This window comes from Rhodococcus sp. JS3073, assembly GCF_026810085.1.
Classification (GTDB): Bacteria; Actinomycetota; Actinomycetes; order Mycobacteriales; family Mycobacteriaceae; genus Rhodococcus_F; species Rhodococcus_F wratislaviensis.
On record NZ_CP113951.1, the window covers coordinates 3443515 to 3469714 of the forward strand.

At 66.9% G+C, this 26200-nt stretch carries 21 protein-coding genes and 1 pseudogene; 16 read left to right on the plus strand and 6 right to left on the minus strand.

What is annotated here, in order from left to right; genetic code table 11:
- Positions 1 to 28: 28 nt before the first annotated feature.
- Genes OYT95_RS15520 through OYT95_RS15555 form a run of 8 tightly spaced genes read left to right on the plus strand, consistent with a single transcriptional unit; the run spans position 29 to position 8556 of the window.
- Positions 29 to 832 (plus strand): SDR family NAD(P)-dependent oxidoreductase, encoded by an 804-nt coding sequence (locus OYT95_RS15520; protein ID WP_112300535.1) that lies wholly within the window; start codon positions 29 to 31, stop codon positions 830 to 832.
- A 35-nt stretch (positions 833 to 867) separates the two neighbouring features.
- Positions 868 to 2013, plus strand: coding sequence for a CaiB/BaiF CoA transferase family protein (locus tag OYT95_RS15525; protein ID WP_268791877.1), 1146 nt, complete (start codon positions 868 to 870; stop codon positions 2011 to 2013).
- Positions 2014 to 2040: 27 nt separating this feature from the next.
- The gene (locus tag OYT95_RS15530) at positions 2041 to 2844 is read left to right on the plus strand and encodes an SDR family NAD(P)-dependent oxidoreductase (RefSeq protein ID WP_268791878.1); all 804 of its coding nucleotides are present in this window, start codon (positions 2041 to 2043) and stop codon (positions 2842 to 2844) included.
- Positions 2845 to 2871: 27 nt separating this feature from the next.
- Positions 2872 to 4059, plus strand: a complete 1188-nt coding sequence (locus tag OYT95_RS15535) for a lipid-transfer protein (RefSeq protein WP_268791879.1) — start codon at positions 2872 to 2874, stop codon at positions 4057 to 4059.
- Between the two features lies 1 nt (position 4060).
- Entirely contained in the window at positions 4061 to 4441 is a 381-nt protein-coding gene (locus OYT95_RS15540; RefSeq protein WP_037229050.1) for a MaoC/PaaZ C-terminal domain-containing protein, read from the plus strand.
- Between the two features lie 13 nt (positions 4442 to 4454).
- Complete coding sequence (locus tag OYT95_RS15545; RefSeq protein ID WP_112300540.1) at positions 4455 to 5612, plus strand: acyl-CoA dehydrogenase family protein; 1158 nt, start codon at positions 4455 to 4457, stop codon at positions 5610 to 5612.
- Positions 5613 to 5666: 54 nt separating this feature from the next.
- Complete coding sequence (locus OYT95_RS15550; protein ID WP_268791880.1) at positions 5667 to 6833, plus strand: thiolase family protein; 1167 nt, start codon at positions 5667 to 5669, stop codon at positions 6831 to 6833.
- 19 nt (positions 6834 to 6852) lie between these two features.
- Positions 6853 to 8556: a class I adenylate-forming enzyme family protein gene (locus tag OYT95_RS15555; protein WP_268791881.1), complete on the plus strand. Its 1704-nt coding sequence runs from the start codon at positions 6853 to 6855 to the stop codon at positions 8554 to 8556.
- Between the two features lie 71 nt (positions 8557 to 8627).
- Here the strand turns inward: OYT95_RS15555 and OYT95_RS15560 are convergent, their stop codons facing one another.
- Positions 8628 to 9776, minus strand: coding sequence for a TetR/AcrR family transcriptional regulator (locus OYT95_RS15560; RefSeq protein ID WP_268791882.1), 1149 nt, complete (start codon positions 9774 to 9776; stop codon positions 8628 to 8630).
- 192 nt (positions 9777 to 9968) lie between these two features.
- On the opposite strand from OYT95_RS15560, the gene OYT95_RS15565 reads away from it, so the two are divergent.
- Positions 9969 to 11126: an acyl-CoA dehydrogenase family protein gene (locus OYT95_RS15565; RefSeq protein ID WP_268791883.1), complete on the plus strand. Its 1158-nt coding sequence runs from the start codon at positions 9969 to 9971 to the stop codon at positions 11124 to 11126.
- 51 nt (positions 11127 to 11177) lie between these two features.
- Here OYT95_RS15565 and OYT95_RS15570 read toward each other — a convergent pair whose 3' ends face one another.
- Entirely contained in the window at positions 11178 to 12257 is a 1080-nt protein-coding gene (locus tag OYT95_RS15570) for a zinc-binding dehydrogenase (protein WP_268791884.1), read from the minus strand.
- Positions 12258 to 12273: 16 nt separating this feature from the next.
- Positions 12274 to 13722 carry an aldehyde dehydrogenase gene (locus OYT95_RS15575; protein WP_268791885.1) on the minus strand — a complete coding sequence of 483 codons (1449 nt, stop codon included), beginning with the start codon at positions 13720 to 13722 and terminating at the stop codon, positions 12274 to 12276.
- Positions 13723 to 13909: 187 nt separating this feature from the next.
- On the opposite strand from OYT95_RS15575, the gene OYT95_RS15580 reads away from it, so the two are divergent.
- The 6 genes and pseudogenes from OYT95_RS15580 to OYT95_RS15605 all read left to right on the plus strand — a co-directional run bounded on the left by OYT95_RS15580 (position 13910) and on the right by OYT95_RS15605 (position 22435).
- Positions 13910 to 14854, plus strand: coding sequence for a TauD/TfdA dioxygenase family protein (locus OYT95_RS15580; protein ID WP_268791886.1), 945 nt, complete (start codon positions 13910 to 13912; stop codon positions 14852 to 14854).
- An 11-nt stretch (positions 14855 to 14865) separates the two neighbouring features.
- A pseudogene (locus tag OYT95_RS15585) lies at positions 14866 to 14952 on the plus strand (YidH family protein); the annotation flags it as partial.
- A 121-nt stretch (positions 14953 to 15073) separates the two neighbouring features.
- A complete protein-coding gene (locus OYT95_RS15590) occupies positions 15074 to 17437 on the plus strand; it encodes a sulfatase-like hydrolase/transferase (protein WP_268791887.1) in 2364 nt (787 codons plus the stop codon).
- A gap of 251 nt (positions 17438 to 17688) precedes the next feature.
- Positions 17689 to 20241 carry a LuxR C-terminal-related transcriptional regulator gene (locus OYT95_RS15595; protein WP_268791888.1) on the plus strand — a complete coding sequence of 851 codons (2553 nt, stop codon included), beginning with the start codon at positions 17689 to 17691 and terminating at the stop codon, positions 20239 to 20241.
- A gap of 90 nt (positions 20242 to 20331) precedes the next feature.
- Positions 20332 to 20580, plus strand: a complete 249-nt coding sequence (locus OYT95_RS15600; RefSeq protein WP_081792274.1) for a hypothetical protein — start codon at positions 20332 to 20334, stop codon at positions 20578 to 20580.
- Between the two features lie 52 nt (positions 20581 to 20632).
- Positions 20633 to 22435, plus strand: coding sequence for a serine/threonine-protein kinase PknD (locus OYT95_RS15605; protein WP_268791889.1), 1803 nt, complete (start codon positions 20633 to 20635; stop codon positions 22433 to 22435).
- 10 nt (positions 22436 to 22445) lie between these two features.
- On the opposite strand, the gene OYT95_RS15610 is transcribed toward OYT95_RS15605, so the two are convergent.
- Positions 22446 to 22781: a WhiB family transcriptional regulator gene (locus OYT95_RS15610; protein ID WP_025431714.1), complete on the minus strand. Its 336-nt coding sequence runs from the start codon at positions 22779 to 22781 to the stop codon at positions 22446 to 22448.
- Positions 22766 to 23770, minus strand: a complete 1005-nt coding sequence (locus OYT95_RS15615; protein WP_005248548.1) for an ROK family glucokinase — start codon at positions 23768 to 23770, stop codon at positions 22766 to 22768. The genes OYT95_RS15610 and OYT95_RS15615 overlap by 16 nt, the downstream gene beginning before the upstream one ends.
- 229 nt (positions 23771 to 23999) lie before the next feature.
- Between OYT95_RS15615 and OYT95_RS15620 the strand changes: the two genes are divergently transcribed.
- Positions 24000 to 25079 carry an ABC transporter ATP-binding protein gene (locus OYT95_RS15620; protein ID WP_037229078.1) on the plus strand — a complete coding sequence of 360 codons (1080 nt, stop codon included), beginning with the start codon at positions 24000 to 24002 and terminating at the stop codon, positions 25077 to 25079.
- 2 nt (positions 25080 to 25081) lie between these two features.
- Here OYT95_RS15620 and OYT95_RS15625 read toward each other — a convergent pair whose 3' ends face one another.
- Positions 25082 to 26098: a LacI family DNA-binding transcriptional regulator gene (locus OYT95_RS15625; RefSeq protein ID WP_268791890.1), complete on the minus strand. Its 1017-nt coding sequence runs from the start codon at positions 26096 to 26098 to the stop codon at positions 25082 to 25084.
- Positions 26099 to 26200: the final 102 nt, after the last annotated feature.

The window sequence follows — 26200 nt, forward strand, 5'->3', positions numbered from 1 at the left end:
CATCACGAACCTCGAGGAACAACACATCATGGGAACTCTGGACGGAAAAGTCGCCCTCGTCTCCGGCTCCGGCCGCGGCATCGGCCGGGAAATCGCACTCAAACTCGCCTCCGAGGGCGCCGCCGTCGTGGTCAACGACCTCGACCCCGAACCTGCCACCCAGACCGAGCAGGACATCAAGGCAGCAGGCGGGCAGGCCGTCGCCTGCGTCGGATCGGTGACGGAGGACGGATTCGCGGAACGGTTCGTGAACACCGCAATCGAATCATTCGGCGGCCTCGACATCATCGTCAACAACGCCGGCTACACCTGGGACACCGTCATCCAGAAGATGACCGACGAACAGTGGGACACGATCCTGGACGTCCATCTGAAGGCGCCGTTCCGGATCCTGCGCGCCGCCCAGCCGTACATCAAGGCCAACCCCACCGACTACCACCGCAAGGTCGTCAACGTCTCCTCGGCCGCGGGTGTCTTCGGCAATCCCGGACAGTCCAACTACGCCGCCGCGAAAGCGGGCGTCATCGGACTCACCAAGACCCTCGCCAAGGAGTGGGGCCGCTACAAGGTCAACGTCAACGCCGTCGCATTCGGTTTCATCCTCACCCGGATGACGGAGGCGGTGTCGGGCGACGACACGTTCGTCGAGATCGGCGGCCGCAAGATCAAGGCGGGTGTCAGTCAGGCGGTGATGGATCGGGTGAAGACGTCCAACCCGCTCGGCCGGCCGGGCACGCCCGCCGAAGCCGCCGGAGCGGTCTACGTGCTCTGCGCGCCCGAGACCGACTATGTCAGCGGCCAGTGCCTGAACGTCGACGCCGGTTCACGCTGAATCCGTACCGATCCCCCTGTCAAGGAGCGCTTCTGATGAGCACTGACGCCACGTCCGCCGCGAGCGGACCCCTCACCGGACTGCGGATCGTCGAGCTCGGCGGAATCGGGCCGGGCCCGTTCTGCGGGATGCTGCTCGCCGATCAGGGTGCGGACGTGATCCGGATCGACCGGCACACCGAGATCGGATCCCGATCCGGGCACCCTGTGCTGCATCGCAATCGGCGGTCCGTCGCCCTGAACCTGAAGGATCCGCGTGATGTCGAGACCGTGCTGAAGATCATCGACACCGCTGATGCGGTGATCGAAGGTTTCCGGCCGGGTGTCACCGAACGCCTGGGCCTCGGACCCGACGTCTGCCTGGCCCGGAACCCCGAGCTGGTGTACGGCCGGATGACGGGCTGGGGTCAGGACGGGCCGCTGGCGCAGGAGCCGGGCCACGACATCAACTACATCGCCCTGACCGGCGCCCTCGGCGCAATGGGCTCGGAGGGTGACGTTCCCCCGGTGCCGTTGAACCTGGTCGGCGACATGGGCGGCGGCGGAATGCTTCTCGCACTGGGGATGACGACGGCGATGCTCCGGTCCCGGATCGACGGCCGCGGACAGGTGGTCGATGCGGCGATGACCGACGGCACAGCGGTGCAGCTGGCCCTGATCCACGGTTTGCTCGCCCGCGACCGGTGGGTGGACCGGCGGGCGTCGAACATGTTCGACGGCGCGGCGCCGTTCTATCGGACATACCGTTGCGCGGACGGACGATTCGTGGCCGTCGGCTGCGTCGAACCGCAGTTCTACGCCGCGATGCTCCGGGTGCTGGAGCTGGCCGACGACCTACATTTCGCCCGGCAACACGACCGCGACGCGTGGCCGACGATGGCCGAACGCCTTGCCCAGGTCTTCTCGACCCGGACCCGAACCGAGTGGGAGTCGAGGTTCGACGGCCAGGGCGCGTGTGTCTCACCCGTCCTGACCCTCACCGAAGCAGCCGAACACCCGCACAACGTGAGCCGCGGAACCTTCGGAACCTTCGGGGACGGTTCCGTTCAACCCTCCCCCGCACCCCGCTACCTGGGAACGCCCGCTTCGGCGCCCACACCCGCGCCGTACGTCGGCGCCCACACCCGCGAGGTCCTCGCCGAGATCGGCCTCGACGCCGGTCACGCGGCGGCCCTCGCCTGACGACTACACGAACAGGACGTACGACACATGGGAACTCTGGACGGAAAAGTCGCCCTCGTCTCCGGCTCCGGCCGCGGCATCGGCCGGGAAATCGCATTCAAACTCGCCTCCGAGGGCGCCGCCGTCGTGGTCAACGACCTCGACCCCGAACCTGCCACCCAGACCGAGCAGGACATCAAGGCAGCAGGCGGGCAGGCGGTGAGCTGCGTCGGATCGGTATCCGACGACGGATTCGCCGAACGGTTCGTGAACACCGCCGTCGAATCGTTCGGCGGCCTCGACATCATCGTCAACAACGCCGGCTACACCTGGGACACCGTCATCCAGAAGATGACCGACGAACAGTGGGACACGATTCTCGACGTCAACCTCAAGGCGCCGTTCCGGATCCTGCGCGCCGCCCAGCCGTACATCAAGGCCAACCCCACCGACTACCACCGCAAGGTCGTCAACATCTCCTCGACGTCCGGCTTCTACGGCAATGCGGGACAGGCGAACTACGGTTCCGCGAAAGCGGGCGTCATCGGACTCACCAAGACCCTCGCCAAGGAGTGGGGCCGCTACAAGGTCAACGTCAACGCCGTCGCGTACGGGTTCATCGTCACCCGCATGACCGAGGTCACGGCCGAGACGAACACGACGCTGAACATCGACGGGCGCGACATCCGCGTCGGAGTCAACCCCGACCGCATGGCGGCGATGGCCACCACGATCCCGTTCGGCCGGGGCGGCACCCCGAAGGAGGCCGCGGGAGCGGTGTACCTCCTCTGCACACCCGAATCCGACTACGTCAACAGCCAGTGCCTGGTCGTCGACGCCGGCCGGGTCTGAGCGACAACCCGTGAAATTGGAGAAAGCATGAGCCGCAGGACGATCGTGGCCGGGGTTGGCATGATCCCGTTCACGAAACCCGGACAGAGCGACGACTACGACGTGATGGGCGCCGCGGCCGCGCACGCCGGCCTGCGGGATGCCGGAGTCGACTACGCGAGCGTGCAGCAGGCCTACGCCGGCTACGTGTACGGCGACTCCACGTGCGGGCAGCGCGCCCTGTACCGGCTCGGGCAGACCGGCATCCCGGTCGTCAACGTCAACAACAACTGCGCCACCGGGTCGACGGCGCTGTGGCTCGCCCGTCAGGCGGTCGAGAGCGGCGCGGCCGAGTGTGTGCTGGCGGTCGGCTTCGAGCAGATGCAGCCGGGCGCGCTGAAGGGCGCGTGGACCGACCGGCCGCGGCCGCTCGGCCGCTTCGACGAGGTGCTCGAGGACACGTTCGGCATCGACACCGACGTGCCCCGCGCGGCGCAGTACTTCGGCGCGGCGGGTCTGGAGTACATGGACAAGTACGGCATGAAAGCGGAAACGTTCGCGAAGATCCAAGTGAAGGCCCGCCGGCATTCCGCGAACAACCCGTACTCGGTGTTCCGGACTCCGCTGACCGAAGAGGAAGTGCTCGCGGCACCGACTCTCTACGGACCCGTCACGCGATACCAGGCATGCCCTCCCACCTGCGGTGCGGCCGCAGCCGTCCTCTGCAGCGAAGAGTTCGCCCGTGCCCACGGCCTGCGCACCGACGTGGCCATCGCGGCCCAGTCCATGACCTCCGACCTGCCCAGCACGTTCGACGACCGCAGCATGATCAAGGTCGTCGGCTCGGACGTCACGAGGACGGCAGCGCAGAACGTGTACGAGATGTCGGGCGTGGATCCGCACGACATCGCGGTCGTCGAACTCCACGACTGCTTCACCGTCAACGAGGTGCTCTGTTACGAGGCACTCGGACTCGTCGAGGAGGGCGGCGCCGAGCAGTTCATCCTCGACGGCGACAACACCTACGGAGGCAGGGTGGTCGTCAACCCGTCGGGCGGACTGCTGTCCAAGGGGCACCCGCTGGGCGCCACCGGCCTCGCACAATGCACCGAACTCGTCTGGCAGTTGCGCGGCGAGTCCGGTCCCCGGCAGGTCGAGGGCGCCACCCTCGCACTCCAGCACAACCTGGGTCTCGGCGGCGCCGGCGTCGTCACCCTGTACGAGAAAGTCGGCTGAGATGAATTCCGGAGACACCCTCACCCTCGAGTTACCGAAGATCACCCGCTCCACGCTCGCCCTGTACGCGGGCGCGTCGGGTGACCACAATCCGGTGCACATCGACATCGACGCGTGCACCGCCGTCGGAATTCCCGACGTGTTCGCCCACGGCATGCTGTCGATGGCGTACCTGGGCCGATTGCTGACGAACTACGTTGCACAGGAACGCATCCGTTCGTACAACGTCCGGTTCTCGGCGATCACACCGGTCAACTCGACCCCGTCCTGCACCGGGACGGTGGTGAAGGTCGAGAACGGTCTCGCCCACCTCGATCTCACCGTGACCCTGCCGGACGGAACGGTCACCCTCCAAGGGTCCGCCGTCGTCACCGCGAACTGAAAGGACATCAGAGATGAAACGCACGGTCTACAACGACGAGCACGAGGCGTTCCGGGACACCATCCGGACGTTCATCGCCAAGGAGATCACTCCGCACTATGCGGACTGGGAATCGGCGAACCGCGTTCCGCGCGAATTGTTCACCAAACTCGGCGACCTCGGCGCCACCGGATTCGGCATCCCGGAGGAATTCGGGGGCGCCGGCGACGCAAGCTTCAAGTTCCAAGCCATCATGCAGGAGGAAGCCGCCCGCGCTGCAGTCGGATTCGGCCACTACACCGTCAGCATCGGCATCGTGCTGCCGTATCTGCTCCGGTTGGCCGACGAGGTGCAGAAGAAGCGCTGGCTTCCCGGAGTGGCGTCCGGCGAGACCATGCTGTGCATCGCCATGACGGAGCCGGGTACCGGTTCGGACCTCGCCGGGATCAAGACCACCGCCAAGCTCTCCGAGGACGGCACGCATTACGTCCTCAACGGGGCCAAGACCTTCATCACCGGCGCGGTCAACTCGGAACTCTGCGTGGTCGTGGCCCGCACCTCGGCCCCCACCGCGGACGATCGCCGCTTCGGCTTGAGCCTGCTCGTCGTTCCGACCGACAGCCCCGGGTTCGAATACGGTCGCAAGCTGGAGAAGCTGGGCCTGCGCGCCAGCGACACCAGCGAGCTGTCCTTCACCGACGTGGTGGTTCCGGTGGAGAATCTGCTCGGCGAGCAGGATCGCGGTTTCTCCTATCTCGGGCAGAACCTGCCGCGCGAGCGCCTGTCCATCGGAGTCGGCGGAGTCTCGTCCGCGGCCGCCGCGGTCCGGTTCGCGAAGGACTACGTGACCGAGCGGAAGGTGTTCGGCAAGCCGGTCGCGAGCTTCCAGAACACCAAATTCGTTCTCGCCGAGTGCGCCACGGACGTCGAGGCCGCCCAGGTGCTCGTGGACCGAGGGCTCGAACTGGACGATTCCGGCGAGCTCACCGCTGCCGACGCCGCACGGATCAAGTTGTTCTGCACCGAAGTCGCCGCACGCGTCATCGACAAATGCCTGCAGCTGCACGGCGGCTACGGCTACATGCTCGAATACCCCATCGCCCGTCTGTACGCGGACACCCGCGTCAGCCGCATCTACGGCGGAACCAGCGAGGTCATGAAGACCATCATCGCCAAGGACATGGGCCTGTAGGGCCCGCACGTTCGCCACCCCAATCCCTGATCCCCTAGTACACCTGGAGTTCCCATGCGCGACGCAGTCATTGTCGACGCCGTCCGGACCGCGGTCGGCAAACGGGGCGGCGCACTGTCCCGAATGCACGCGGCCTCGTTGTCCGCTCATGTGCTCGGCGCACTCGCCGACCGGGTCCGTCTCGATCCGGGCCTCGTCGACGACGTGGTCTGGGGCTGCGTCGGCACGCTCGGCATGCAGTCGGGCTGCATCGCCCGTTCCGCCGTGCTCGCCGCCGGCTGGCCCGAGCACGTTCCCGGCGTCACCGTCGACCGTCAGTGCGGGTCTTCGCAGCAGGCCGTGCATCAGGCCGCTGCGGGGGTGATCTCCGGGCAGTACGACGTTGCGGTCGCGGGTGGCGTCGAGATGATGAGCGCCGTTCCCCTCGGATCCGCCCGCGCTGCGGGCGATTTCGGGGAGCCCCACGGACCGCTCGTCTGGGACCGTTACAACGGGGTGCGGTTCAACCAGGGCATGGGCGCGCAGCTGATCGCCGACGAATACGGTCTCACTCGCACCGAGTTGGACCAGCATGCTCTCGATTCCCACGCCCGGGCCGCGGCCGCGATCGACGGGGGTCGCTTCAAGGACCAGATCACCGCGGTCGACGTCACCGACGCCGAGGGCAGGACGCACGTCTTCGACACCGACGAAGGCGTGCGGCGCGGTGGCACGCTCGAGACACTGGCGCGGCTGCGTCCGGCGTTCGACGAAGACGGCACCATCACCGCGGCGAATTCGTCCCAGATCTCCGACGGGTCCGCGGCCCTGCTGATCACCACCAGCGAGTTCGCCGAGGCGCAGGGCTGGACCCCGATCGCCCGCATCCACACGGCGGTGGTCACCGGCACCGACCCCGTGACGATGCTGAAGGGTCCCATACCGGCGACCGCCAAGGCATTGGCGAAGTCCGGGCTGTCGGTCGACGACATCGGCGCGTTCGAGATCAACGAGGCGTTCGCCTCGGTGTCCCTGGCCTGGCTGCGCGAGACCGGCGCCGACTACGAACGTCTGAATCCCAACGGCGGTGCGATGGCGTTGGGTCACCCCATCGGCGGTTCCGGCGCCCGGCTCATGACCACCCTGGTGCATCACATGCGCGACGAGGGCATCCGCTACGGGCTGCAGTCGATGTGCGAGGGCGGCGGCATGGCCAATGCGACGATCCTCGAATTGATCTGACATGAAGGACCTTCCACATATGAGTGACGTCCGGATCCCCGATCTGACCGGTAGCTGGCCGACCGGTCTCCCCCGCAGTCTCGACTATCCGGAGTGCGGCGCCGACGCCATCCTGGCTGGGGCAGCACGCTCGTACCCGAACCGTGTCGCGCTGCGGGACGGCGACACCACCCTCACCTTCGCCGAATTGCACGATCGAGCACTGAGGGTGGCCGGGAGCCTCCGGATCCGCGGCATCGAACCCGGGGATGCGGTCGCACTCCATATGCCCAACTCCCTCTGGTACGTGGTGGCCTATTACGGCGCACTGTGTTCCGGAGCGGCGGTGGCACCGATCAATCCCGCGCAACCGGCCGCCGAACTGCGGCGTCAACTCGACGAGTGTGCCGCGAAAGTGGTGTTCACGCACCCGTCCTGCGCAGCCACGGCGCTCGCCGCCCAGATGGAGTCGGAGTGCGAGCGGACCCTGGTCGTCATCCCTGCCACTGCGGCAGGCCCGCCCGGCAGCGAGGCGACCACCACCGGTCTGGTGCCTCTCGCCGAACTGCTGGATGCCGAACCGCTGACGAATTATCGCGTGGATCCGGATCTCGTCGCCCACCTCCAGCTGACCGGTGGTACCACCGGACGGTCGAAGGCGGTGCGCGTGCTGCACCGGAATCTGGTTGCGAACGTCGTGCAGACCACGAGCTGGCGGACCGGACACGCTGCCACGCTGGACGACGGTGCGATCACGTTGACACCGATAGCCGGCGCGCAGACTCCGCACATGCTCGTGCCCGGTGCGAGCGTGTCGATCGCGGTGGCTCCGCTCTTCCACGGCCTCGGCCTGGTGAGCCACAATTTCGCGACTCTCATGGGGGGAACCGCGATCCTGTCGGGTCGCTTCGACCCGGACACCTTCCTCGACGACGTGGATCGCCACCGCGTCACGTACCTCGCCGGATCGCCGACGATGTACTACGCGATCCTGAGGGCGCGCACGCTCCGCGAGCACGACCTGACGTCGGTGCGGTACATCGGGTCCGGGGCCGCCCCGCTCGACACCACAGCCATCCGCACGCTGCGGGAGGTGTTTCCACGCGCGATGGTCACCGAGGGGTACGGCCTGAGCGAAGCGACGATGGCGGTGACGATGCACGCCGCCTCCCCGGCGGTGGACACTCCGCTCGGCAGCGTCGGCGTACCGATCTTCGACACCGAAATCGAGATCCGGGACGACGACGGGTCGACGGTGCTTCCGGTCGGCCGCGCAGGCCAGATCTGGGCTCGCGGCCCGCAGATCACCGACGGCTACCAGGGTGAACCCGATTTGACCGCACGGCAGTTCATCGGAGGCTGGTTGCACACCGGCGACATGGGCAGGATCGACGACTACGGCCATCTGTTCATCGTGGGACGCACGAAGGATCTGATCATCTACAAGGGATACAACGTCTATCCACAGCCGCTGGAGGAACTCGTTTGTACGCATCCGGCCGTGGCGCAGGCCGCGGTGGTCGGGGCTCCGAGCGAGACCGCGGGAGAGATTCCGGTGGCCTTCGTGGTGCTGCGCCCAGGGGTCCGCAGCAGTGCGGAGATCACCGACTCGATCATCGGGCACGTTGCCGCGGAAGTGGCCCCGTATCAGCGCGTCCGAGCGGTCCACGTGCTCGACGCACTCCCGGCCACCGCCACGGGCAAGATCCGGAAGGCGGATCTCCGGGAGAGCCTCGGAGCGTAGACGTTTCCACACGACGGGCGAAGGGCGGCGGTTCCTCGGAACCGCCGCCCTTCCTCGTTCGCGGCCTGCCGTCAGTTGCCCAGAAGGACCGCGGTACCGATCTCGGCCAGCCGTTCCGCAAGATCCGGACGACGCCGAAGCCTGCCGGTTCGAACCGCGTTCTCCACCACGGTCAGTGCGGCACTGACTGTAATCCTCGCCTCGGCCGGTGTGAGGCCGGGTTTCACCTCGTCCAGCACCTGCACCCACAGGCCGAGATATTCGCGCTGACTCTGCTCGCACGTCTTGCGGAACTTGTCGGGGAGCTGGTCGAGTTCGCTGATCAACACCCCGAGGAGGTGGCGCTCGGTGATCGCGAAGTCGATGTGCGCCTTCAAGAGCCCGATCAGGGCCTCGTCCGGACTACCGGCCTCCGTCATCGCCTGCGCCGCCCCGAGCCGCCGTCGCTCCCCACCCCGGGACACGGCGGCGACGAGGAGGTCGACCTTGGCATCGAAGTGGTTGTAGACGTTCGGACCTGTCGTTCCGGCGGCCTCACCGATCTCCTCGGTGTTCACGGACTGGTATCCGCGCTCGTCGAAGAGCCGGATCGCCTCGATCAGGAGCAGTTCACGACGCGGAAGAGTCACCGAGACAGGCCTGCCCTGCGGCTGGTCCCGCGACTCCGAGACGCCCACACGGGCCAGTACGACCCTCTCGGCGAGGGCGTACAGCAGCGCCTCCATCTGTCGTCTCCCGAGGGCAACGCGGTGCCCCGAGATACTGCCGAAGACCGCGATCACGCTCCACCCGAGGAGGTACTCGTCGCCGTCGTGCAGTTCGGGACGCTCGGCGCGAATCAGCGCGGCCACCCGGGCTGCGACGTCTTTGACCTGCGCCCGCATGAGCTCGCGCTGCTGCGCCGGAAGGTGCCTGGCCTCGCGCTGCCACAGCAGGAACAGTCCGCGTCGCCGCGACACCGACGAGGACAGATTGGTCAGCAGCGCCTTCACGTCTTCGGATTCCGACACCGTGGCGAACAGTGAGTCGAGGCCGGCCTGGACCGCGCTGTGAAGCAGATCCGGCTTGTTGCGGAAGTGCCGGTAGAGAGCGGGAGCGGTGATCCCGACCTCGGCGGCGACGTCGGCGACGGACACGTTGTGATAGCCGCGTTCCCGGAACAGGTCGCCGGCCGCGGCGAGAATCTGCTGCTTGCGGTCGTGGGGTCTGCGTACGACCATGCTGGCATCCTCCGTGTCCCTGCGGAATCCCCCTCGCCCGGTGCCGATTTGCAACGATATGAGGTAAGATTCACTTATTCGCGAAAAGAGCGTGCTCTATCGCAATTCTTCCCGATCATCTGGTTAGGGAATCTTACCCCACGTACTGTCCGGCCCTCTCTCGCCGGAGTACTGACCGAAGGGACACCGACCGTGAAGCGAACCGTGTTCGACGAAGATCACGAAACCTTCCGCAAGACTATCCGCGAGTTCATCGCCAAGGAGGTCGCGCCGTCGTATGCCGGATGGGAAAGCGAGGGCCAGGTGCCTCGTGCGCTCTACCGGCGGCTCGGTGAACTCGGAGTGTTCGGCATCGAGATCCCCGAGCAGTACGGCGGGGCCGGGGAGACCAGCTTCAAATACCAGGCAGTGATCCGCGAGGAAGCGGCACGCGCAGGCGTCAGCTTCGGCGCCGACGTGGTTCACACCTGTCTCGTGCAGCCCTACCTGCTGGAATACGGCACCGAGGAGCAGAAGCAGCGATGGCTGCCCCGGTTCGTCTCCGGCGAGATGATGACGGCCATCGCGATGACCGAGCCCGGCGCCGGTTCCGATCTGGCAGGAATCAAGACGACCGCCGCACTGTCCGAGGACGGCACGCACTACGTGCTGAACGGCGCGAAGACCTTCATCACCGGTGGCGCACAGGCGGATCTGATCCTGGTGGTGTGCCGCACCTCCCCGCCCGACCCCGGCAACCGCAGAGGTGGTCTGTCGATCCTGTGCATCGACACCGCATCGGAGGGCTTCGGTGTCGGACGCAAGCTGCAGAAGATCGGCCTGCGCGCTCAGGACACCGCCGAGCTGTCGTTCACCGACGTGGTGGTCCCCGTCGAGAATCTCCTCGGTGAGGAGGGCGCCGGATTCTCCTATCTGACTCGCAACCTGGTGCGGGAGCGCCTCGGAGCAGCGGTGGGTGCTTGCGCGAACGCGAGCGCCGCGATCGAGTTCGCCAAGGCCTACGTGCTCGAACGCCAGGTCTTCGGCACGCCGGTGGCGGCGTTCCAGAACACGAAGTTCGTTCTCGCCGAATGTGCGACGGAGGTGCAAGCCGCTCAGAGCATGGTCGACCGCGCACTGGACCTCGACGAGATCGGCGAGTTGACCGTCGCCGACGCGGCGAAGATCAAGCTGTTCTGCACCGAGGTCGCCGGGCGCGTCATCGACAAGTGCCTGCAACTGCACGGCGGTTACGGCTACATGCGTGAGTACCCGATCGCCCGGCTGTACGCCGATACCCGCGTCAACCGGATCTACGCCGGTTCCAGCGAGGTCATGAAGACCATCATCGCGAAGGACCTCGGCGTGTAGCGAGACGACAGCAGGCCCCGCACCTCCGGGTGCGGGGCCTGCTGTCACGTCCTAGAGGATGTCGATCACGGTGCGCAACGCTTCACCGGTCCTCATCTGGCGGATGGCCTCGTTGATCCCGGACAGCGGAACGTGGTGAGTAATCATGGACTGCAGATCGATTCGGCCCGCCCGCCACAGTTCGACGACCTTGGCGTAGGTGCGCCGGACGTCGTCACCGCCGAAGAACGACGGCAGCAACTTCTTCTCGTCCAGTACGAGTTCACCCATGGTGAGGCCGAGAGGCTCGGTCCGGGAGCCGGCGCCGACGAGGCAGACCGTTCCACCCCGGCGCGTGCAATCGTAGGCCGCGCGCAGCGTGCCCGGCGTGCCCACCGCCTCGAAGGCGTAGTCGACGCCGGCACCACCACTGAGCCGTTTCACGATGTCCTGCAGTTCTTCCGGGGAAACCGCAGTCGTCGCGCCGAACTTCAGGGCCCAATCGCGCCGGTTGGAGGTGGGGTCGACCGCGACGATCTGAGCGGCACCGGCGACGCGGGCGCCCTGCAGAATACTGATCCCGACACCACCGAGACCGATCACGACCACCGACGAACCCGGCTCCACGCGGGCAGTGTTGAGCGCGGCACCGATCCCCGTGGTGACGCCGCACCCGATGAGCGCAGCGATCTCGTAAGGGACGTCGTCCGGGATCGTGATCGCGGCCGCGGCGGAGACGACGACCTCTTCGGCGAACGTCCCCTCGCCCATCATCCCCGGCAGCGCGATCCCGTCCATCTCGAAATTGGGTGTCGCGAGATTCTTGTATCCACTGAGGCACAGATGTGCCGCGCCCGACGTACAGGACGGGCAGCGGTCGCACGGCGGCATCCAGCAGATGACGACCCGGTCACCCACCGCCAGGTCGGCGACGCCGTCACCGACCTCGACAACTTCTCCGGCACCCTCGTGACCGGGGACGAACGGAGCCTTGTGCGGGAGTACACCACTCATCGCGGACAGGTCCGAATGGCACAGACCCGCCTTGTGCAGACGGACGCGGACCCGTCCGGGTCCGAACGACGTCGCGGTGATCGAGCGCGTGACGTCCAACTGCTCGTCCCCCGTCCGGTGCAGAACTGCGGCTTGCACTGATTTTCTCCTTCGACTACTGAGCGGGCAGGAAGATGGACTTGGTCTCCAGGTACGCGGCCAGCCCCTCGGGTCCGAACTCGCGGCCGAGACCGGAGTTCTTGTAGCCGCCGAACGGTCCGGCGACGTCGAAGCGCTGGCAGTTCACCGAGAACGTGCCGGTCCGGACGCGGCGGGCGACGTCGAGGCCGTGCTGCACGTCGCCGGCCCACACCGCGCCCGAGAGCCCGAGGTCGGAGTCGTTGGTGATGCGGACGGCGTCGTCCTCGTCGTCGAACGGGATCAGGCAGACGACCGGCCCGAAGATCTCCTCCCGCGCGACGCGCATGGAGTTGTCGACGTTGCCGAGCAGAGTGGGCTCGACGTACCAGCCCGAGGACAGGCCGGCGGGCACACCGCCGCCGGTGAGGATTTTCGCGCCCTCCTCCTGGCCGAGACGGATGTAGTCGAGGTTCCGCTGCCGCTGTCGTGCGCTCACCATCGGCCCGATGACGGTGGCGGGATCGGACGGGTCACCGACTCTCAGCGCCGCGATCGCGGCGGCCAGTGTGTGGGCAACCTCGTCGTATCGCGCTGCGGGAACCAGGATGCGGGTGAGGGCGACGCACGCCTGGCCGCTGTTGACGAAGGCGCCGGCGACCACGCGCGGGATCGCCGTGTCGAGGTCGGCGTCCTCGAGGAGAATTGCGGCGGATTTGCCTCCGAGTTCGAGCGTCACGCGGGTGAGGTTCTCGGCAGCGGCAGCCATGATCTGCTTTCCCGCCAGGACCGATCCCGTGAAGGCCACCTTGTCGACCTCGGGATGCGCGACGAGATGACCGCTCACGTCTCGATCGGCGGGCAGCACACTCAGCACCCCGCGGGGAAGGCCTGCCTCCGTGCAGACCTCGGCGAGAAGGTTCGCGTCCAGTGGCGTCTCGGGTGCGGGCTTGAGGACGACCGTGCACCCCGCGAGGAGCGCGGGGGCCAGCTTGGCGGCGATCACGAGTTGAGGGACATTCCACGGAACGACCGCGGCGACCACCCCCACCGGTTCGTGACGCACCACCATCGGGCCCGTCACGCCCCGTCGCTCCTGTTCCCACCCGAATTCCGTGGCAGCAGTGCAGGCCGAACCGTACGCGGCGACGGCGCCGAGCACCTGGGTCCGCACGGCGGAGCTCATCGGGGCTCCGTTCTGGCGGGAGATCAGTTCGGCGAAGTCGCCGGCCCGGGCGGCGATCCCCTCCTTGATCCGGGTCACGACCCCGATCCGCTCGGCCAGCGGCATCAGCGGCCAGGGCCCGGTGTCGAAAGCAGCACGAGCAGCGGCGACCGCGCGGTCGACATCCTCGACCGTGGCGGCGGGCACCCGCCCGACGCGTTCCTCGCTGTGGGGCGAGATCACGTCGAGAGTTCCTGTCCCGGTCGGCGTCACCCAGTCACCACCGATGAAGAGCTTTCGGTACTCGACGACATCGTTCATGAGCGTGCATTCCTCCAGGGTGACGGTCGGAGACCGGTCGGCACGGGCCACGCGCCGGTGCGGTCCGGTGAATTCGTGGATCTACATCGTTTTCCACGAGATAACCAAATACTAGGCGATTTGATCAACTAAGTGAATAGTCAATAATGCTTGACCGGTTTTGTTGTCCGACCCTAGTCTGCTTCGTGTGACCTACTCGACTCCCGAAATCCACCCGACACCGACCGATCCCCTCGCCGCATACGGTCCACTCGTTGCCCGGCGCACCCCCGATTCGTTCGACGACCGGCCCTACGAGACGTTCACGGTCAGTCCGGTGACCCCGACGATCGGCGCCGAGGTGTCGGGGATCCGGCTGACCGGTGGCCTGCCCGACGAGACGATGTCGGAACTGCGTCGCGCACTCCTCGAATGGAAGGTCCTGTTCTTCCGGGATCAGAACATCGAGCGGACCGAACACCGCGCCTTCGCGGAACGCTGGGGTTCGCTCGAGCAGCACCCGTTCTTCAAGTACACCCATCCCGGCCAGACCGAAACCGACGTCGCCACCCTCGCGAAGGATGCGATGACGGGTGGCGTGGAGAACAACTGGCACAACGACGTCACCTGGCACGCGTTCCCGTCGTTCGCCGCGGTGCTGCGGGCGGTGGAGGTCCCGCCCGTCGGCGGCGACACCCTCTGGTCGGATACGGGTGCGGCCTACGACCTGCTCCCCGCCACCATCCGGGAACGCATCGACACACTGGTCGCCGAACACGACTGGATCAACTCGTTCGGCAAGCACATGCCGCCGGATACCGTGGAGATGCTGCGCCTCCAGTTCCCCGCCGTCCAGCATCCGGTGGTCCGCGTGATACCCGAGACGGGCCGCCGCGTCCTCTTCGTGAACCTGAGCTTCACGCAACGCATCGTCGGGATGTCCCCGACCGAATCCGACGAATTGCTGCGCATGCTCTACCGGCACGTCCAGCGGCCCGAATTCCAGGTGCGCCTGCGATGGCAGCCGAACACGGTGGCGTTCTGGGACAACCGCGCCTGCCAGCACTACGCGGCGAGTGACTACTTTCCGGCGCGGCGGGTGATGGAGCGGATCTCGATCGTCGGCGACCGTCCGGTCGGAGTGTCCTCCTGACACCGGAAGTCGACACGGAACCGGACTACCGGTTCACTCTCGCGAACGAACGGACCTTCCTCGCCTGGGTCCGTACTGCACTCGGACTGCTGGCCGGGATCACCCTCCGTGGGTGATCCCGCCGACAGCAGCGCGCGGTTAGCGTCGCCGAGAGCCGCATCCGAATTTCGGGGGGGGCGGGCACCGACCACCGCCCTCAGCAGTCGCAGAGAGGTAGCCATGGCAGCCGATTCGACGGACATCCAACGCGGAACCCTTCCGATTCCCGACCTCGAGTACACGGGAACCGTTACCTACGACGCGTCGGATCCGGACACGAGCTATCCGCCGATCCGCCGCCTGCTCCCACCCGACGGCTCCCCGAACGTGCTGGTCATCCTGGTCGACGACACAGGCTTCGGCGCGTCCAGCTCGTTCGGCGGTCCGGTGGAGACACCGAACTTCGAACGCGTCGCCGCCCAGGGGCTCAAATACACCCGTTTCCACACGACGGCACTGTGCTCACCGACGCGTGCCGCTCTGCTGTCCGGCCGCAACCACCATACGGTCGGAATGGGTGGCATCACCGAGATTGCTACGAGCGCACCCGGTTACAGCTCGCTGAGGCCCAACAACTGCGCCCCGCTCGCTGAGATACTCAAGCTCAATGGTTACTGCACGGCGCAGTTCGGGAAGTGCCACGAGGTCCCTGTCTGGGAGTCCTCACCGGTCGGTCCCTTCGACCACTGGCCGCACCCGGGCGGGGGCTTCGAGTACTTCTACGGGTTCATCGGCGGGGAGACCAACCAGTGGTACCCGGCGATCTACGAGAACACCTCCCCGCTCGAGCCCTGGGGCACTCCCGACGAGGGGTACCACTTCATGGCGGACATGGCGGACAAGGCGATCGCCTGGACCAAACAGCAGAAGGCACTCGCGCCAGACAAGCCGTTCTTCACCTATTTCGCGCCCGGCGCCACCCACGCCCCGCACCACGTGCCGAAGGAATGGGCGGACAAGTACCGGGGCAAGTTCGATCAGGGCTGGGACAAGCTCCGCGAAGAGACGTTCGCCCGGCAGAAGGAACTCGGGGTGGTCCCTCGCGAGGCCACCCTCACCGCTCGAAGCCCGGGCATCCCCGTGTGGGAGGAGATGAGCGAGAAACTCCGTCCGGCACTCGCCCGCCAGATGGAGGTCTATGCCGGATTCCTCGCCTACACCGACCACCACGTCGGACGGGTGCTGGATTCTCTCGACGATCTCGGCGTCCTCGACGACACCCTCGTGTACATCATCATCGGCGACAACGGGGCGTCCGCCGAAGGAACGATGAAGGGAACCACCAACGAGAGTTTCATCATCAACCACATGGATCACCTCGAAACCGAGGACTACATGATCGAGCACATCGACGACCTCGGCACTCCCGACTCCTACAACCACTACGCCATCGGCTGGGCACACGCGATGGACACCCCGTACCAGTGGACCAAGCAGGTGGCCTCGCATTGGGGCGGCACCCGCAACGGGACGATCGTGAGCTGGCCGAACGGCATCGCGGCACGCGGCGAGATTCGCGACCAATTCGCGCACGTCATCGATGTCGCACCCACGGTGCTCGCGGCCGCGGGCATTCCCGAACCGAGCACGGTGCACGGTGTCACGCAGCGCCCGTTCGAGGGCACGGCGATGAACTACTCCTTCGACGACGGTGACGCACCGGAACAGCACGAAACGCAGTACTTCGAGATGCTCGGCAACCGCGCGATCTTCCACAAGGGCTGGACCGCCGTCGCCAAACACAAGGACCCGTGGCTCTCCTCGTCGCACGGCCTCGACGCCGACGTATGGGAGCTCTACAACGTGGAAGAGGACTGGACGCAGTCGCACGACCTCGCGGGCGAGCACCCGGACAAGCTGGCCGAGCTGCAGCGGCTGTTCCTCATCCAGGCGGCGCGATTCAAGGTGCTGCCCATGGATACGCGGTCGGCCGAGCGGTTCAACAACGAACTGGTCGGCAGACCCACATTGATCCAGGGGACCTCGCAGGTGTTCTACCCAGGGATGAAGCGGCTCAGTGAGAACTCGGTCATCAACGTCAAGAACAAGTCGCACTCGGTCACCGCGAAAGTGACCATCCCGGAATCGGGCGCGAACGGGGTCATTCTCGTCCAGGGCGGGGCGTTCGGCGGCTGGAGTGTGTATACGAGGGACGGATACCTGAAATACACCTACAACGTCCTTGGGATGAACGAGTACACCACCACCTCCGACCAGCCGTTATCCCCCGGAGAGCACGAAGTGCGCATGGAGTTCGAGTACGAAGGCGGCGGCCTCGGTAAAGGCGGCACCGTCACCCTCTCCGCGGACGGACACCCCATCGGCACGGGGAAGGTGGAACGGACACTTCCCTTCATGTTCTCGATGGACGAAACGGTGGACGTCGGAATCGATGTCGCCTCCCCCGTCTCCCGCGAGTACGGGCCGACCGGAAATGGTTTCACCGGAGACATTGCGTGGGCACGTATCGATATCGGGGAGGACGACCACAGTCACCTGGCCGATCCCGAACACAGGATGACGATCGCGATGACGAAGCAGTAGTCCGAACGACATCACGAAAGCGTGGCATTCCCTGCGGTAAACACGTTCACCCACACAAGACAACGCATTCTCGCTAAAATCGTCGCACCGGCCCACCGCGTCGGAGATTGGCGTTTGTCGAAGATCGTTTCTCGGTGCAGCGAGAATTGGGGGTCGGCGTGACGGCAGTACCTCTCGGGGAATTTCATCTGAGCACTCGAATACCGACGAGTGCAGGGGGTCGGACGGTTACCCGGACCCGCCTGCACGCCATGCTCACCGAGGCGCTCACCGACGACGCGCACCCCTTCCCGGTGGCGCTCGTCTGCGCACCGGCCGGCTCGGGTAAGACGCGGGCCGTGGCCGACTGGGCACGGGAGACACTCGCCGCCGGCGACGCTCCGACCATTGCGTGGCTCACCATCGAGGAGCGGCACAACGACCTCGACGTCGTCCACCGGGCGATCCTCCGCTCACTCACCGACACCGGAAACCCTCGCCTGCAGAAGGCATGCGCCGGGCTCGATTCCGAGTCACCGGATCTCGGCGCGCAATTGTCGGCCGCGTTGCACGAACTCGGCGAGAACATCTGGATGATCATCGACGACGGCCACCTCCTCCGCGACACCGACGTACTCACCGACCTCGAGTCGTTCATGCGCTGGCAACCTCCGATGCTGCGAACGGTCATCGTCGGGCGTTTCGAGCCGCCCCTCGCTTTGCAGCGACTTCGCCTGGACGGCAAGCTGTTCACCCTTACGGCAAAGGATCTCGCCTTCACCTCCGACGAGGCCGCCGAGATGCTCGACGAGCACGACGTCGCGCTGAGTCCGGGCGATCTCGACGCCCTGATGGATCGGACGGAGGGCTGGGCCGCCGGAATTCGCTTGGCAGGAATGTCTTTGGAAGGACACCCGGATCCGAGCCGATTGATCGCGGAGTTCACGGGCGACCGCCGGGCCGTCGCCGACTATCTCATCGAGGAGGTCCTCGCCGGCCAGACCGACGAGATGCGCGAGTTCCTCCTGCGCACGTCCGTACCTGTCTCGTTCACGGTCGAACTCGCGGAGAAGCTCACGGGCTGCGCGGATGCGCACGGCAACATCGACTGGCTCGAGCACCACAATTTCCTGATCAGCCGAATCGCCGACAGCCCCACGCACTATCGCTACCATCCGCTGCTGCGGAGTTATCTACGGGCGGAGATCAGCCGGATCGGCCACGTCGAAGTCGAGAATCTCGAATTGACGGCCGCCCACTGGCACGACGAATTCGGCGACGCACTGCTCGCACTCGAACACGCGGTGAACTCCGGTGATCACGACGAGATCGTGGCGCTGCTCGCCCGGACGTCGCTGGCCCTGATCGTCGGAGGTCATGGGGAGGCCGTCGACCGGCTCCTCACGCGGGCACCCCGATCTTCGCAGGACCACCCGTCGGCGCGGCTCATCCGCGCCGCCGCGGCACTCGCTTCGGGCAACATCCCGGTGGCCACGTCCACCCTCGAGCTTCTCGACCGCAGGCGGTCGGGGTTGCTGGTGGACGGCGCCGCCGAGTCCCGATTACATCTGCTGCTCCGCGAATCGCTCCGCGTGCAGACCGCGATCGGCACCGGCGACATCGAGACCGCCCTGAACAGGTTGCGCGGCGTGGGTGTCGGGACGAGCGGCGATCCCGACCTCGATGCATTCGTCCTGCTGCAGGAAGGGCGCGCGTTGCTGTTCCTCGGGCGGACCGACGAGTCGGAGGTCGTGCTCGGGAAGTCGCTGGCCCACGCGCGACTCGGCGATGCGCCGCTGGGCGTCATGTACTGCCTGGGAACCCTCGGCACCGTCGCGATGTCGCGGGGCGACGTGGTACGGGCGTCCGCGCTGGCCGACGAGGCACTCACGATCGGCCGGACGCATTCGGCAACGAGCGATCCCGCATTCCAGTCGACGAAGCTCATCGACTCCTGGTGCCGCTATGTCCGGATGGACCCCGATGCCGCCCGCGCCGCCGCCGAATCCGCGGAGGCGCTGCGTCGCGCGAACACCGGGACCGCGGGGTTCGCCGACGGCGCCGCCACCCTGTTCGGTCTCGACGAGTCCGGACACCGGCACAGTTCGGTGACGACGCTGCACGCGGAGAGCCCCGTGTCGTCCTCGTTGCCGGTACCGCCCGGGGTCCGGGCGGTGTTGCTGCCTGCCATCCAGTACGCGTATCTCGCTGCCGGCGAGATCGGGTGGGCGCACGAATTGGCGACCGAAACGCATGCCCTCCTCGGGCCCACCGGCGACACAGCCGTCGTCGAGGCGATCGTCCATCTGCATCTCCACCGCCTCGACTTGGCCCGTAAGACAATCCAACCCGTCCTCGACGGTGAACTGGACTGTGCGGCGGGAACCAACCTGATCGCGGCGTGGCTCGTCGACGCATCGATCGCGCTTGCCCGCAAACATGATTCACGTGCCCACAGCGCTCTCACCGAGGCCTTGCGTCTCGCGGAGCCGCAGTCGGTGGTGCGCCCGTTCCACGACTGCGGACCCCAGATCCGAGAACTCCTCGTGCGGAGCACCGGCCGGTTCGGTGTCCTCGAAGCATTCGCAGAGCGGCTCCGGGCGTCGTTCCCGCGGTCGGAGAGCGCTGCGTCCGACATGTTGACTCCCCGCGAACTGGAACTCCTCGTGGAGCTTCCGTCGTGGCGCACCGCCGAGCAGATCGCGGCAGATCTGTGCGTGTCGGTGAACACCGTGAAGACCCATCTGCGCGGGATCTACCGCAAACTCGGCGTCACCTCCCGCCGCGACGCCATCGCCGCCGCACAACACAACGGCTTGCTCTGAGCCGGTTCACCACTTGCGGGTGAGGCGCGTCGCCGTTCCGTCGGTCACCCTGAAATCTACGGCTGACCGAGTTCTGGAACGACGATGCGAATGAAGGAGCCCGCCGTGGTGCGTCCTGAATCGAACTGGCCCGGCAAGGTCAGGTATGCGTTCCTGATCAGCGGCGCCCTGTCCGATCGGGTGCTGGCCGCGTTCCCCGAGTTGGACGTCTCGGACGTCACTACCGGTGACACCACGCTCTACGGCCCGGTCGACAGCCCGACGGAACTCCGGGGCATGCTGGCGCGCTTCGACGCGCTGGGACTGACCGTCATCGAGATGCGGCGGCTACCGGACTGACCCGGCGTCGGGGTTCAATGGTTGGAGGGTCCCGGGAGGCGGTGAAGCCGATGTGAGCGGCGAGTTCGAACCGGGCACGGTGTTTGCCGGCTACGTGATCGAGCGGGTTCTGGGACGAGGCGGCATGGGCACCGTCTACCTCGCCCAGCATCCCAACCTGCCGCGCAAGATCGCCCTCAAACTGCTCGACACGTCATGGACGAACGACGACTACGTCCGGTCACGTTTCGAGTCGGAGGCAGACCACGCCGCACATCTCGACCATCCCAACATCGTCACCGTCCACGACCGCGGCCGCGAAGGCGGCAGGTTGTGGATCGCGATGCAGTACGTTCCCGGCACCGACGCCAGGAAAGCACTCGGCTCCGGCGCCCTCGATATCGAGCGCGCCGTGCACATCGTCAGCGAGACGGGGAAGGCGCTCGACCACGCCCACCAGGCCGGGATCTTGCACCGTGACGTGAAGCCGGCGAATATCCTGCTCGCGCCCGGCGACCCCGAACGGGTGCTGCTCACCGATTTCGGCACCGCCAAGGCCCTGGACGAAACGCATCAGCTGACCCGCACCGGGATGTTGGTGGCGACCCTGCACTACGCCGCGCCCGAGCAGATCGAGGGCGAGAAACTCGACCACCGCGTCGACATCTACGCGTTGGGCTGCACCTTCTTCCACCTGCTCACCAGCGAACCGCCGTATCCCGGTAACACCGCCTCCTCGGTGATGCACGGACATCTGAACGGGCCGATTCCCCGACCGAGCGTGGTGCGCCCCGGGCTGCCCGCCGGTGTCGATGCGATCGTCGCGCGCGCCATGGCCAAGGACCGCGACGAGCGCTACTCGACGTGTCGTGAGTTCAGCGATGCCGTCCGCGCAATCGAGTGGACCGATCCCGGACCGGTCACCCGGCCTGCTGACCTGGTCGATCCCGCCGGAACCACCCGGACGAGCAGTCCGGCCGTGACCCGCCCCGACACCGATCAGGGTGCCGAGCCGACGAAACCGACAACGGTCGCGGGGCGGCGGAAGCGCTGGCTGCTCGCCGCGCTGGTGGCGGGCGTCATCGTGGTCGCCGGTGTCGCTTATATCGCCTGGCCGGGTGCGGAGTCGACGAGCGCGCAGGTCGTGCTCCCGCTGACCGGTCTCCAGGGTCCGGCCGGGCTCGCGGTCTCGGGGACCGGGGACCTGTACATCGCGGACAGCGCGGCCAAACAGGTTCTGAGAGTGAGCGCCGGGACGTACGAGCAGACCGTCCTTCCCTTCACCGGCCTCGAGGTTCCCCAGGGAGTCGCGGTCAGTGCGTCCGGCGACGTGTACGTCTCCGATCTCGTGACCAACACCGTGACAATGCTGCACGGCGGCACCCAGGTGCCGATGCCGTTCGACGGTCTCGACCAGCCGTTCGGAATCGCACTCGGACCGGACGCCACGCTGTATGTCGCCGATACGCTGAACAACCGGGTGATGGCCCTGCACGACGTCACCGCGGCTCCCTTCGCGGTGCCGCTCACGGTGATCGGCCCGTTCGCCGTCGCCGTCAGTGAACACGGGGATCTCTACGTCGGCACGCCCAACAAGGTGCTCGCGTGGAACGCCGCCACCCATGCCCAGAGCTTCCTGCCCTTCACCGACGTCCAGAGCGTCGGTGGTGTCGCGGTCGACGACGAGGGAACCGTGTACGCCATCGATCAGAACCACAATCGCATTCTGCGGCTGGCCGCCGGTTCGGACGAGCAGGAGGTTCTCCCGTTCTCCGGGCTGGACCAGCCGGAGGGTATCGCCGTGTCCAGCAGAGGCGACGTCTACGTCGCGGACACCGACAACAGCAGAGTGATCATGCTCCCGGCGGGAAGCTGACCGCTCGCGCTCAGGCCTGGCGCGCCAGATCGAAGCCGAAGGATTCCGCGACCGCCTCGTCCACCCGGCCGTGGTGAGTGGCGAGCAACTCTTCACGCTCGTTCGCGGAGAGCCCACCCCAGATGCCGTACGGTTCACCGACACTGAGCGCGTGCTCCCGGCACTGCACCAGCACGGGGCATCCGCGGCAGATCATCTTGGCGCGGAAGTCCCGCATCTCGCGGGCCCGGCCACGTTCGCGGTCGGGGTGGAAGAACGTGGACGACTCGTAGCCGCGGCACGCGGCGTCCCTCTGCCAGTCCCACACCTCGGCGACCGGAATGGGAAGACTCAACCGATTGGACATTGCACTCCTCCAGATACTCGTGAGCCGTTGTGTGCGAGCCCGAGAACTCGTTCCCGGGCCAGATCGGCGGCGCCGACGATGCCGACGTTCGCGCCGAGTTCAGCCAGTCGCACCTCGGCGACCGGTCGGTGTGCGCGTCCGGTGAGACGGTTCTCGAACGCGGCGGCGGCGGGACCGCGCAGCAGTTCGCCCGCCTCGCACACTCCCCCGCCGATGATGAACAGGTCGGGGTCGAAGAACGCGGCGATATCCGCCATGCCGTGTCCCAGCCAGGAACCGATCACCCGGAAACACTCGAGCGCGGCGGGGTCACCCTCCTGCGCGGCCGCGGTGATGTGCAGGCCCGTGATGGCGTCCGCCCTTCCGCCGGCGCGGGCAAGGAGGTCTGCAGCGAAACCCGGCGAGACGTTCGCGAGATCCTGCGCTTCGCGGACGAGTGCCCGCCCACTGGCGTAACGCTCCCAGCAGCCGTGGTTGCCGCAGCCGCATCGGCGACCGTGCGGTTCGACGTTGAGATGCCCGAATTCCGCGGCCACACCGAACTTGCCGCGATGAAGAACGCCGTCGACGACGATGCCGCCGCCGATCCCGGTTCCGACCGTGAGCACGACGACGGTCTGCCCCGTCCGCCCGGCCCCGAAGCGCGCCTCGCCCCATGCCGCGGCGTTGGCATCGTTCTCCACCACCGTCGGCAGTCCGCACGCCGCTTCGACCACCTCACCCAGAGGCTCGTTGCGCCAGGCCAGATTCGGGGCGAAGAGCACGGTGCTGAGGTCTGCGGCGACGAAGCCGGCCGCGCCGATGCCGACAGCCTGCACCGGGTGGGTATCCGCCAGTTCGCGGACGAGTTCGGCGATGACGTTCTCGACGCGGCGCGCATCGTGGGACGGGGTGTCACGACGCACCATCCGGTGGATGACTCCGTCGGTGTCGACCACGCCGGCTGCGATCTTCGTGCCACCCACGTCGATGCCAATTGTCAGAGCCATGTCTCGTGTCCTCTTCAAATCTGCGAGTGAGGGGTGTCACGCTGACAGTAGAGGACCTTTGGATTTTCATCAATACATACTTCCGTCTTTTCAAGAACAAAGCCGGTTCGTCTCCAAATGGACAAGCACTGTGATCTAGGCCATAGTTCTTCCTCGTCGGTGTCTACCGGCACACCCCTAACACTCGGATCGTCCGGCACGTTCCTGCCGGTGGAGGGATTCATTTCTCATGGCAACAATCACCTATGACCGCGCGACCAGGCTCTTTCCCGGCTCGGACGTCCCCGCGGTCGACCAACTCGACCTGCACATCGAGGACGGCGAGTTCCTCGTCCTCGTCGGCCCGTCCGGCTGCGGCAAGTCCACGTCCCTGCGGATGCTCGCGGGACTCGAGGACGTCGACGGCGGCCAGATACTGATCGGCGGCCGCGACGTCACGCACGCCGAGCCCAAGGACCGCGACATCGCGATGGTCTTCCAGAACTACGCGCTCTACCCGCACATGACCGTCGCCGAGAACATGGGCTTCGCCCTCAAACTCGCAGGCACCGACAAGGCCGAGATCCGCAAGCGTGTCGGGGAGGCCGCCGACATGCTCGACCTCGGCGCCTACCTCGACCGCAAACCCAAGGCGCTCTCCGGCGGTCAGCGTCAGCGAGTGGCCATGGGCCGCGCCATCGTCCGGCAACCACAGGTGTTCCTGATGGACGAGCCGCTGTCGAACCTCGACGCGAAGCTGCGGGTGCAGACCCGCACCCAGATCGCCCAGCTCCAGCGCCGCCTCGGCACCACCACCGTCTACGTCACCCACGACCAGGTCGAGGCCATGACGATGGGCGACCGGGTCGCCGTCCTCAAGGGCGGGGTGCTGCAGCAGTGCGCGTCCCCGCGTGAGCTCTACCGTCGGCCCGCGAACGTCTTCGTCGCCGGCTTCATGGGTTCACCGTCGATGAACCTGTTCACCGTGCCCGTCACCGACGGCGGGGTGCAGATCGGCGACCAGTTGGTCCCCGTCCCCCGCGACGCCCTCACCGCGGCGGGCTCCGAGGTGATCTTCGGGATCCGGCCGGAGCACGTCGAGATCGCCGACTCCGGCGGACTGAAACTCGAGATCGACGTCGTCGAGGAACTCGGCTCGGAGGCGTTCGTCTTCGGCCGCACCACCGTCAATGGCCGGACCGAGAACCTGGTCGCCCGGGTCGACTGGCGCAACCCACCCGAGAAGGGCCAGGTCGTGCACGTCCGCGTCGACGAGGCACACGCGCACATCTTCGCCACCGACGCGGCGGGCGAGCGCCTCGTGCGCTGACGTCAGAGTTCCGGAGGGCGGGCGGTCGAGCCCCTGACCACCAGGTGGGTCGGGAGCACGACCGCCCGCTCCGCAGGTTCCCGGCCGCCGAGCAGTTCCACGACCACCCGGCCGGCCGCCGCCCCCTGTTCCCCCACCGGCTGCCGGACCGTGGTCAGGTCGGCCAGCTCGGCCGTCGGGTGATCATCGATCCCGATCACCGACATCCCGGCCGGAACGGGAATCCCCGCACGTCGCAGCGTGCGCAACGCCCCGACGGCGACCTCGTCGGAATGACAGAACACCGCGGTGGGCACCTCGGTGCGGCTGAGCAGCAGTTCCATGCCGCGCTCGCCGCCCTCGATTCCCCAGGGCACGGTGACGGTGCAGTCGTCGGCGAGCCCGGCGCCCGCGAGTGCGGCGTGGAAGCCCGCCACCCGGGCGATGTCGCCTTCCCAGGACTGACCTTCCGGGTCCACGGTGCGGATCATCCCGATCCGGGTGTGACCGATCCTGATCAGGTGCCCGACAGCCTGGCGCGCGGCCAGTTCGTCGTCGATCCGGACGGATGGAAACTCGCCGGCGTGCGCGCCGATGACGACCACGGTCACGTCCATCTCCTCGAGCCGCGCCCGCTCCGGACCGGTCAGCGGAAACGCCACGGCGATGACCGCATCGACCTTGCGGCGCAACGGAAGCCGCTCGAAGAACGATTCGCGCTGGGCCGACTCCTCGAGGCAGTACAGCATCACGTCGAGGTCCGCGGCGCGGAGTTCGTGTTCGATGCCGGCGAGAATCCGCGAATAGAACCAGGCATCGATCCACGGCACCACGACGGCCACCCGGCCCGTCGCGCCGCCCGACAGCTTCGACGCCTCGGGTGAGACGACGTACGCCAACTCGTCGGCGGCCCGCTGAATGCGCAGCCGCGTCGCTTCGGAGACGCCGCGTTCGCCGCGCAACGCGCGCGAGACGGTGGCGATCGAGACTCCGGTGCGGCGCGCGACGTCGGCCATGTTGACGGACTGCTTGGGGATCACGTTCCCACAGTAAGCGAGCTACGCAAATATTTGCGTAAATTCGTCACGGAATCCATGCCGCTGTAGTGCGGAAAAGAAATCACCCTGCTCGAGTTGACAGTC

What these genes read in the sequence shown, in the direction of transcription:
- OYT95_RS15540 (WP_037229050.1), top strand. Translation starts at nt 4,061, where the DNA reads ATGAATTCCGGAGACACCCTCACCCTCGAGTTACCGAAGATCACCCGC.
- OYT95_RS15620 (WP_037229078.1), top strand. Translation starts at nt 24,000, where the DNA reads ATGGCAACAATCACCTATGACCGCGCGACCAGGCTCTTTCCCGGCTCG.
- OYT95_RS15550 (WP_268791880.1), top strand. Translation starts at nt 5,667, where the DNA reads ATGCGCGACGCAGTCATTGTCGACGCCGTCCGGACCGCGGTCGGCAAA.
- OYT95_RS15600 (WP_081792274.1), top strand. Translation starts at nt 20,332, where the DNA reads ATGAAGGAGCCCGCCGTGGTGCGTCCTGAATCGAACTGGCCCGGCAAG.
- OYT95_RS15615 (WP_005248548.1), bottom strand. Translation starts at nt 23,770, where the DNA reads ATGGCTCTGACAATTGGCATCGACGTGGGTGGCACGAAGATCGCAGCC.
- OYT95_RS15535 (WP_268791879.1), top strand. Translation starts at nt 2,872, where the DNA reads ATGAGCCGCAGGACGATCGTGGCCGGGGTTGGCATGATCCCGTTCACG.
- OYT95_RS15595 (WP_268791888.1), top strand. Translation starts at nt 17,689, where the DNA reads ATGCTCACCGAGGCGCTCACCGACGACGCGCACCCCTTCCCGGTGGCG.
- OYT95_RS15525 (WP_268791877.1), top strand. Translation starts at nt 868, where the DNA reads ATGAGCACTGACGCCACGTCCGCCGCGAGCGGACCCCTCACCGGACTG.
- OYT95_RS15575 (WP_268791885.1), bottom strand. Translation starts at nt 13,722, where the DNA reads ATGAACGATGTCGTCGAGTACCGAAAGCTCTTCATCGGTGGTGACTGG.
- OYT95_RS15530 (WP_268791878.1), top strand. Translation starts at nt 2,041, where the DNA reads ATGGGAACTCTGGACGGAAAAGTCGCCCTCGTCTCCGGCTCCGGCCGC.
- OYT95_RS15590 (WP_268791887.1), top strand. Translation starts at nt 15,074, where the DNA reads ATGGCAGCCGATTCGACGGACATCCAACGCGGAACCCTTCCGATTCCC.
- OYT95_RS15545 (WP_112300540.1), top strand. Translation starts at nt 4,455, where the DNA reads ATGAAACGCACGGTCTACAACGACGAGCACGAGGCGTTCCGGGACACC.
- OYT95_RS15560 (WP_268791882.1), bottom strand. Translation starts at nt 9,776, where the DNA reads ATGGTCGTACGCAGACCCCACGACCGCAAGCAGCAGATTCTCGCCGCG.
- OYT95_RS15520 (WP_112300535.1), top strand. Translation starts at nt 29, where the DNA reads ATGGGAACTCTGGACGGAAAAGTCGCCCTCGTCTCCGGCTCCGGCCGC.
- OYT95_RS15610 (WP_025431714.1), bottom strand. Translation starts at nt 22,781, where the DNA reads ATGTCCAATCGGTTGAGTCTTCCCATTCCGGTCGCCGAGGTGTGGGAC.
- OYT95_RS15555 (WP_268791881.1), top strand. Translation starts at nt 6,853, where the DNA reads ATGAGTGACGTCCGGATCCCCGATCTGACCGGTAGCTGGCCGACCGGT.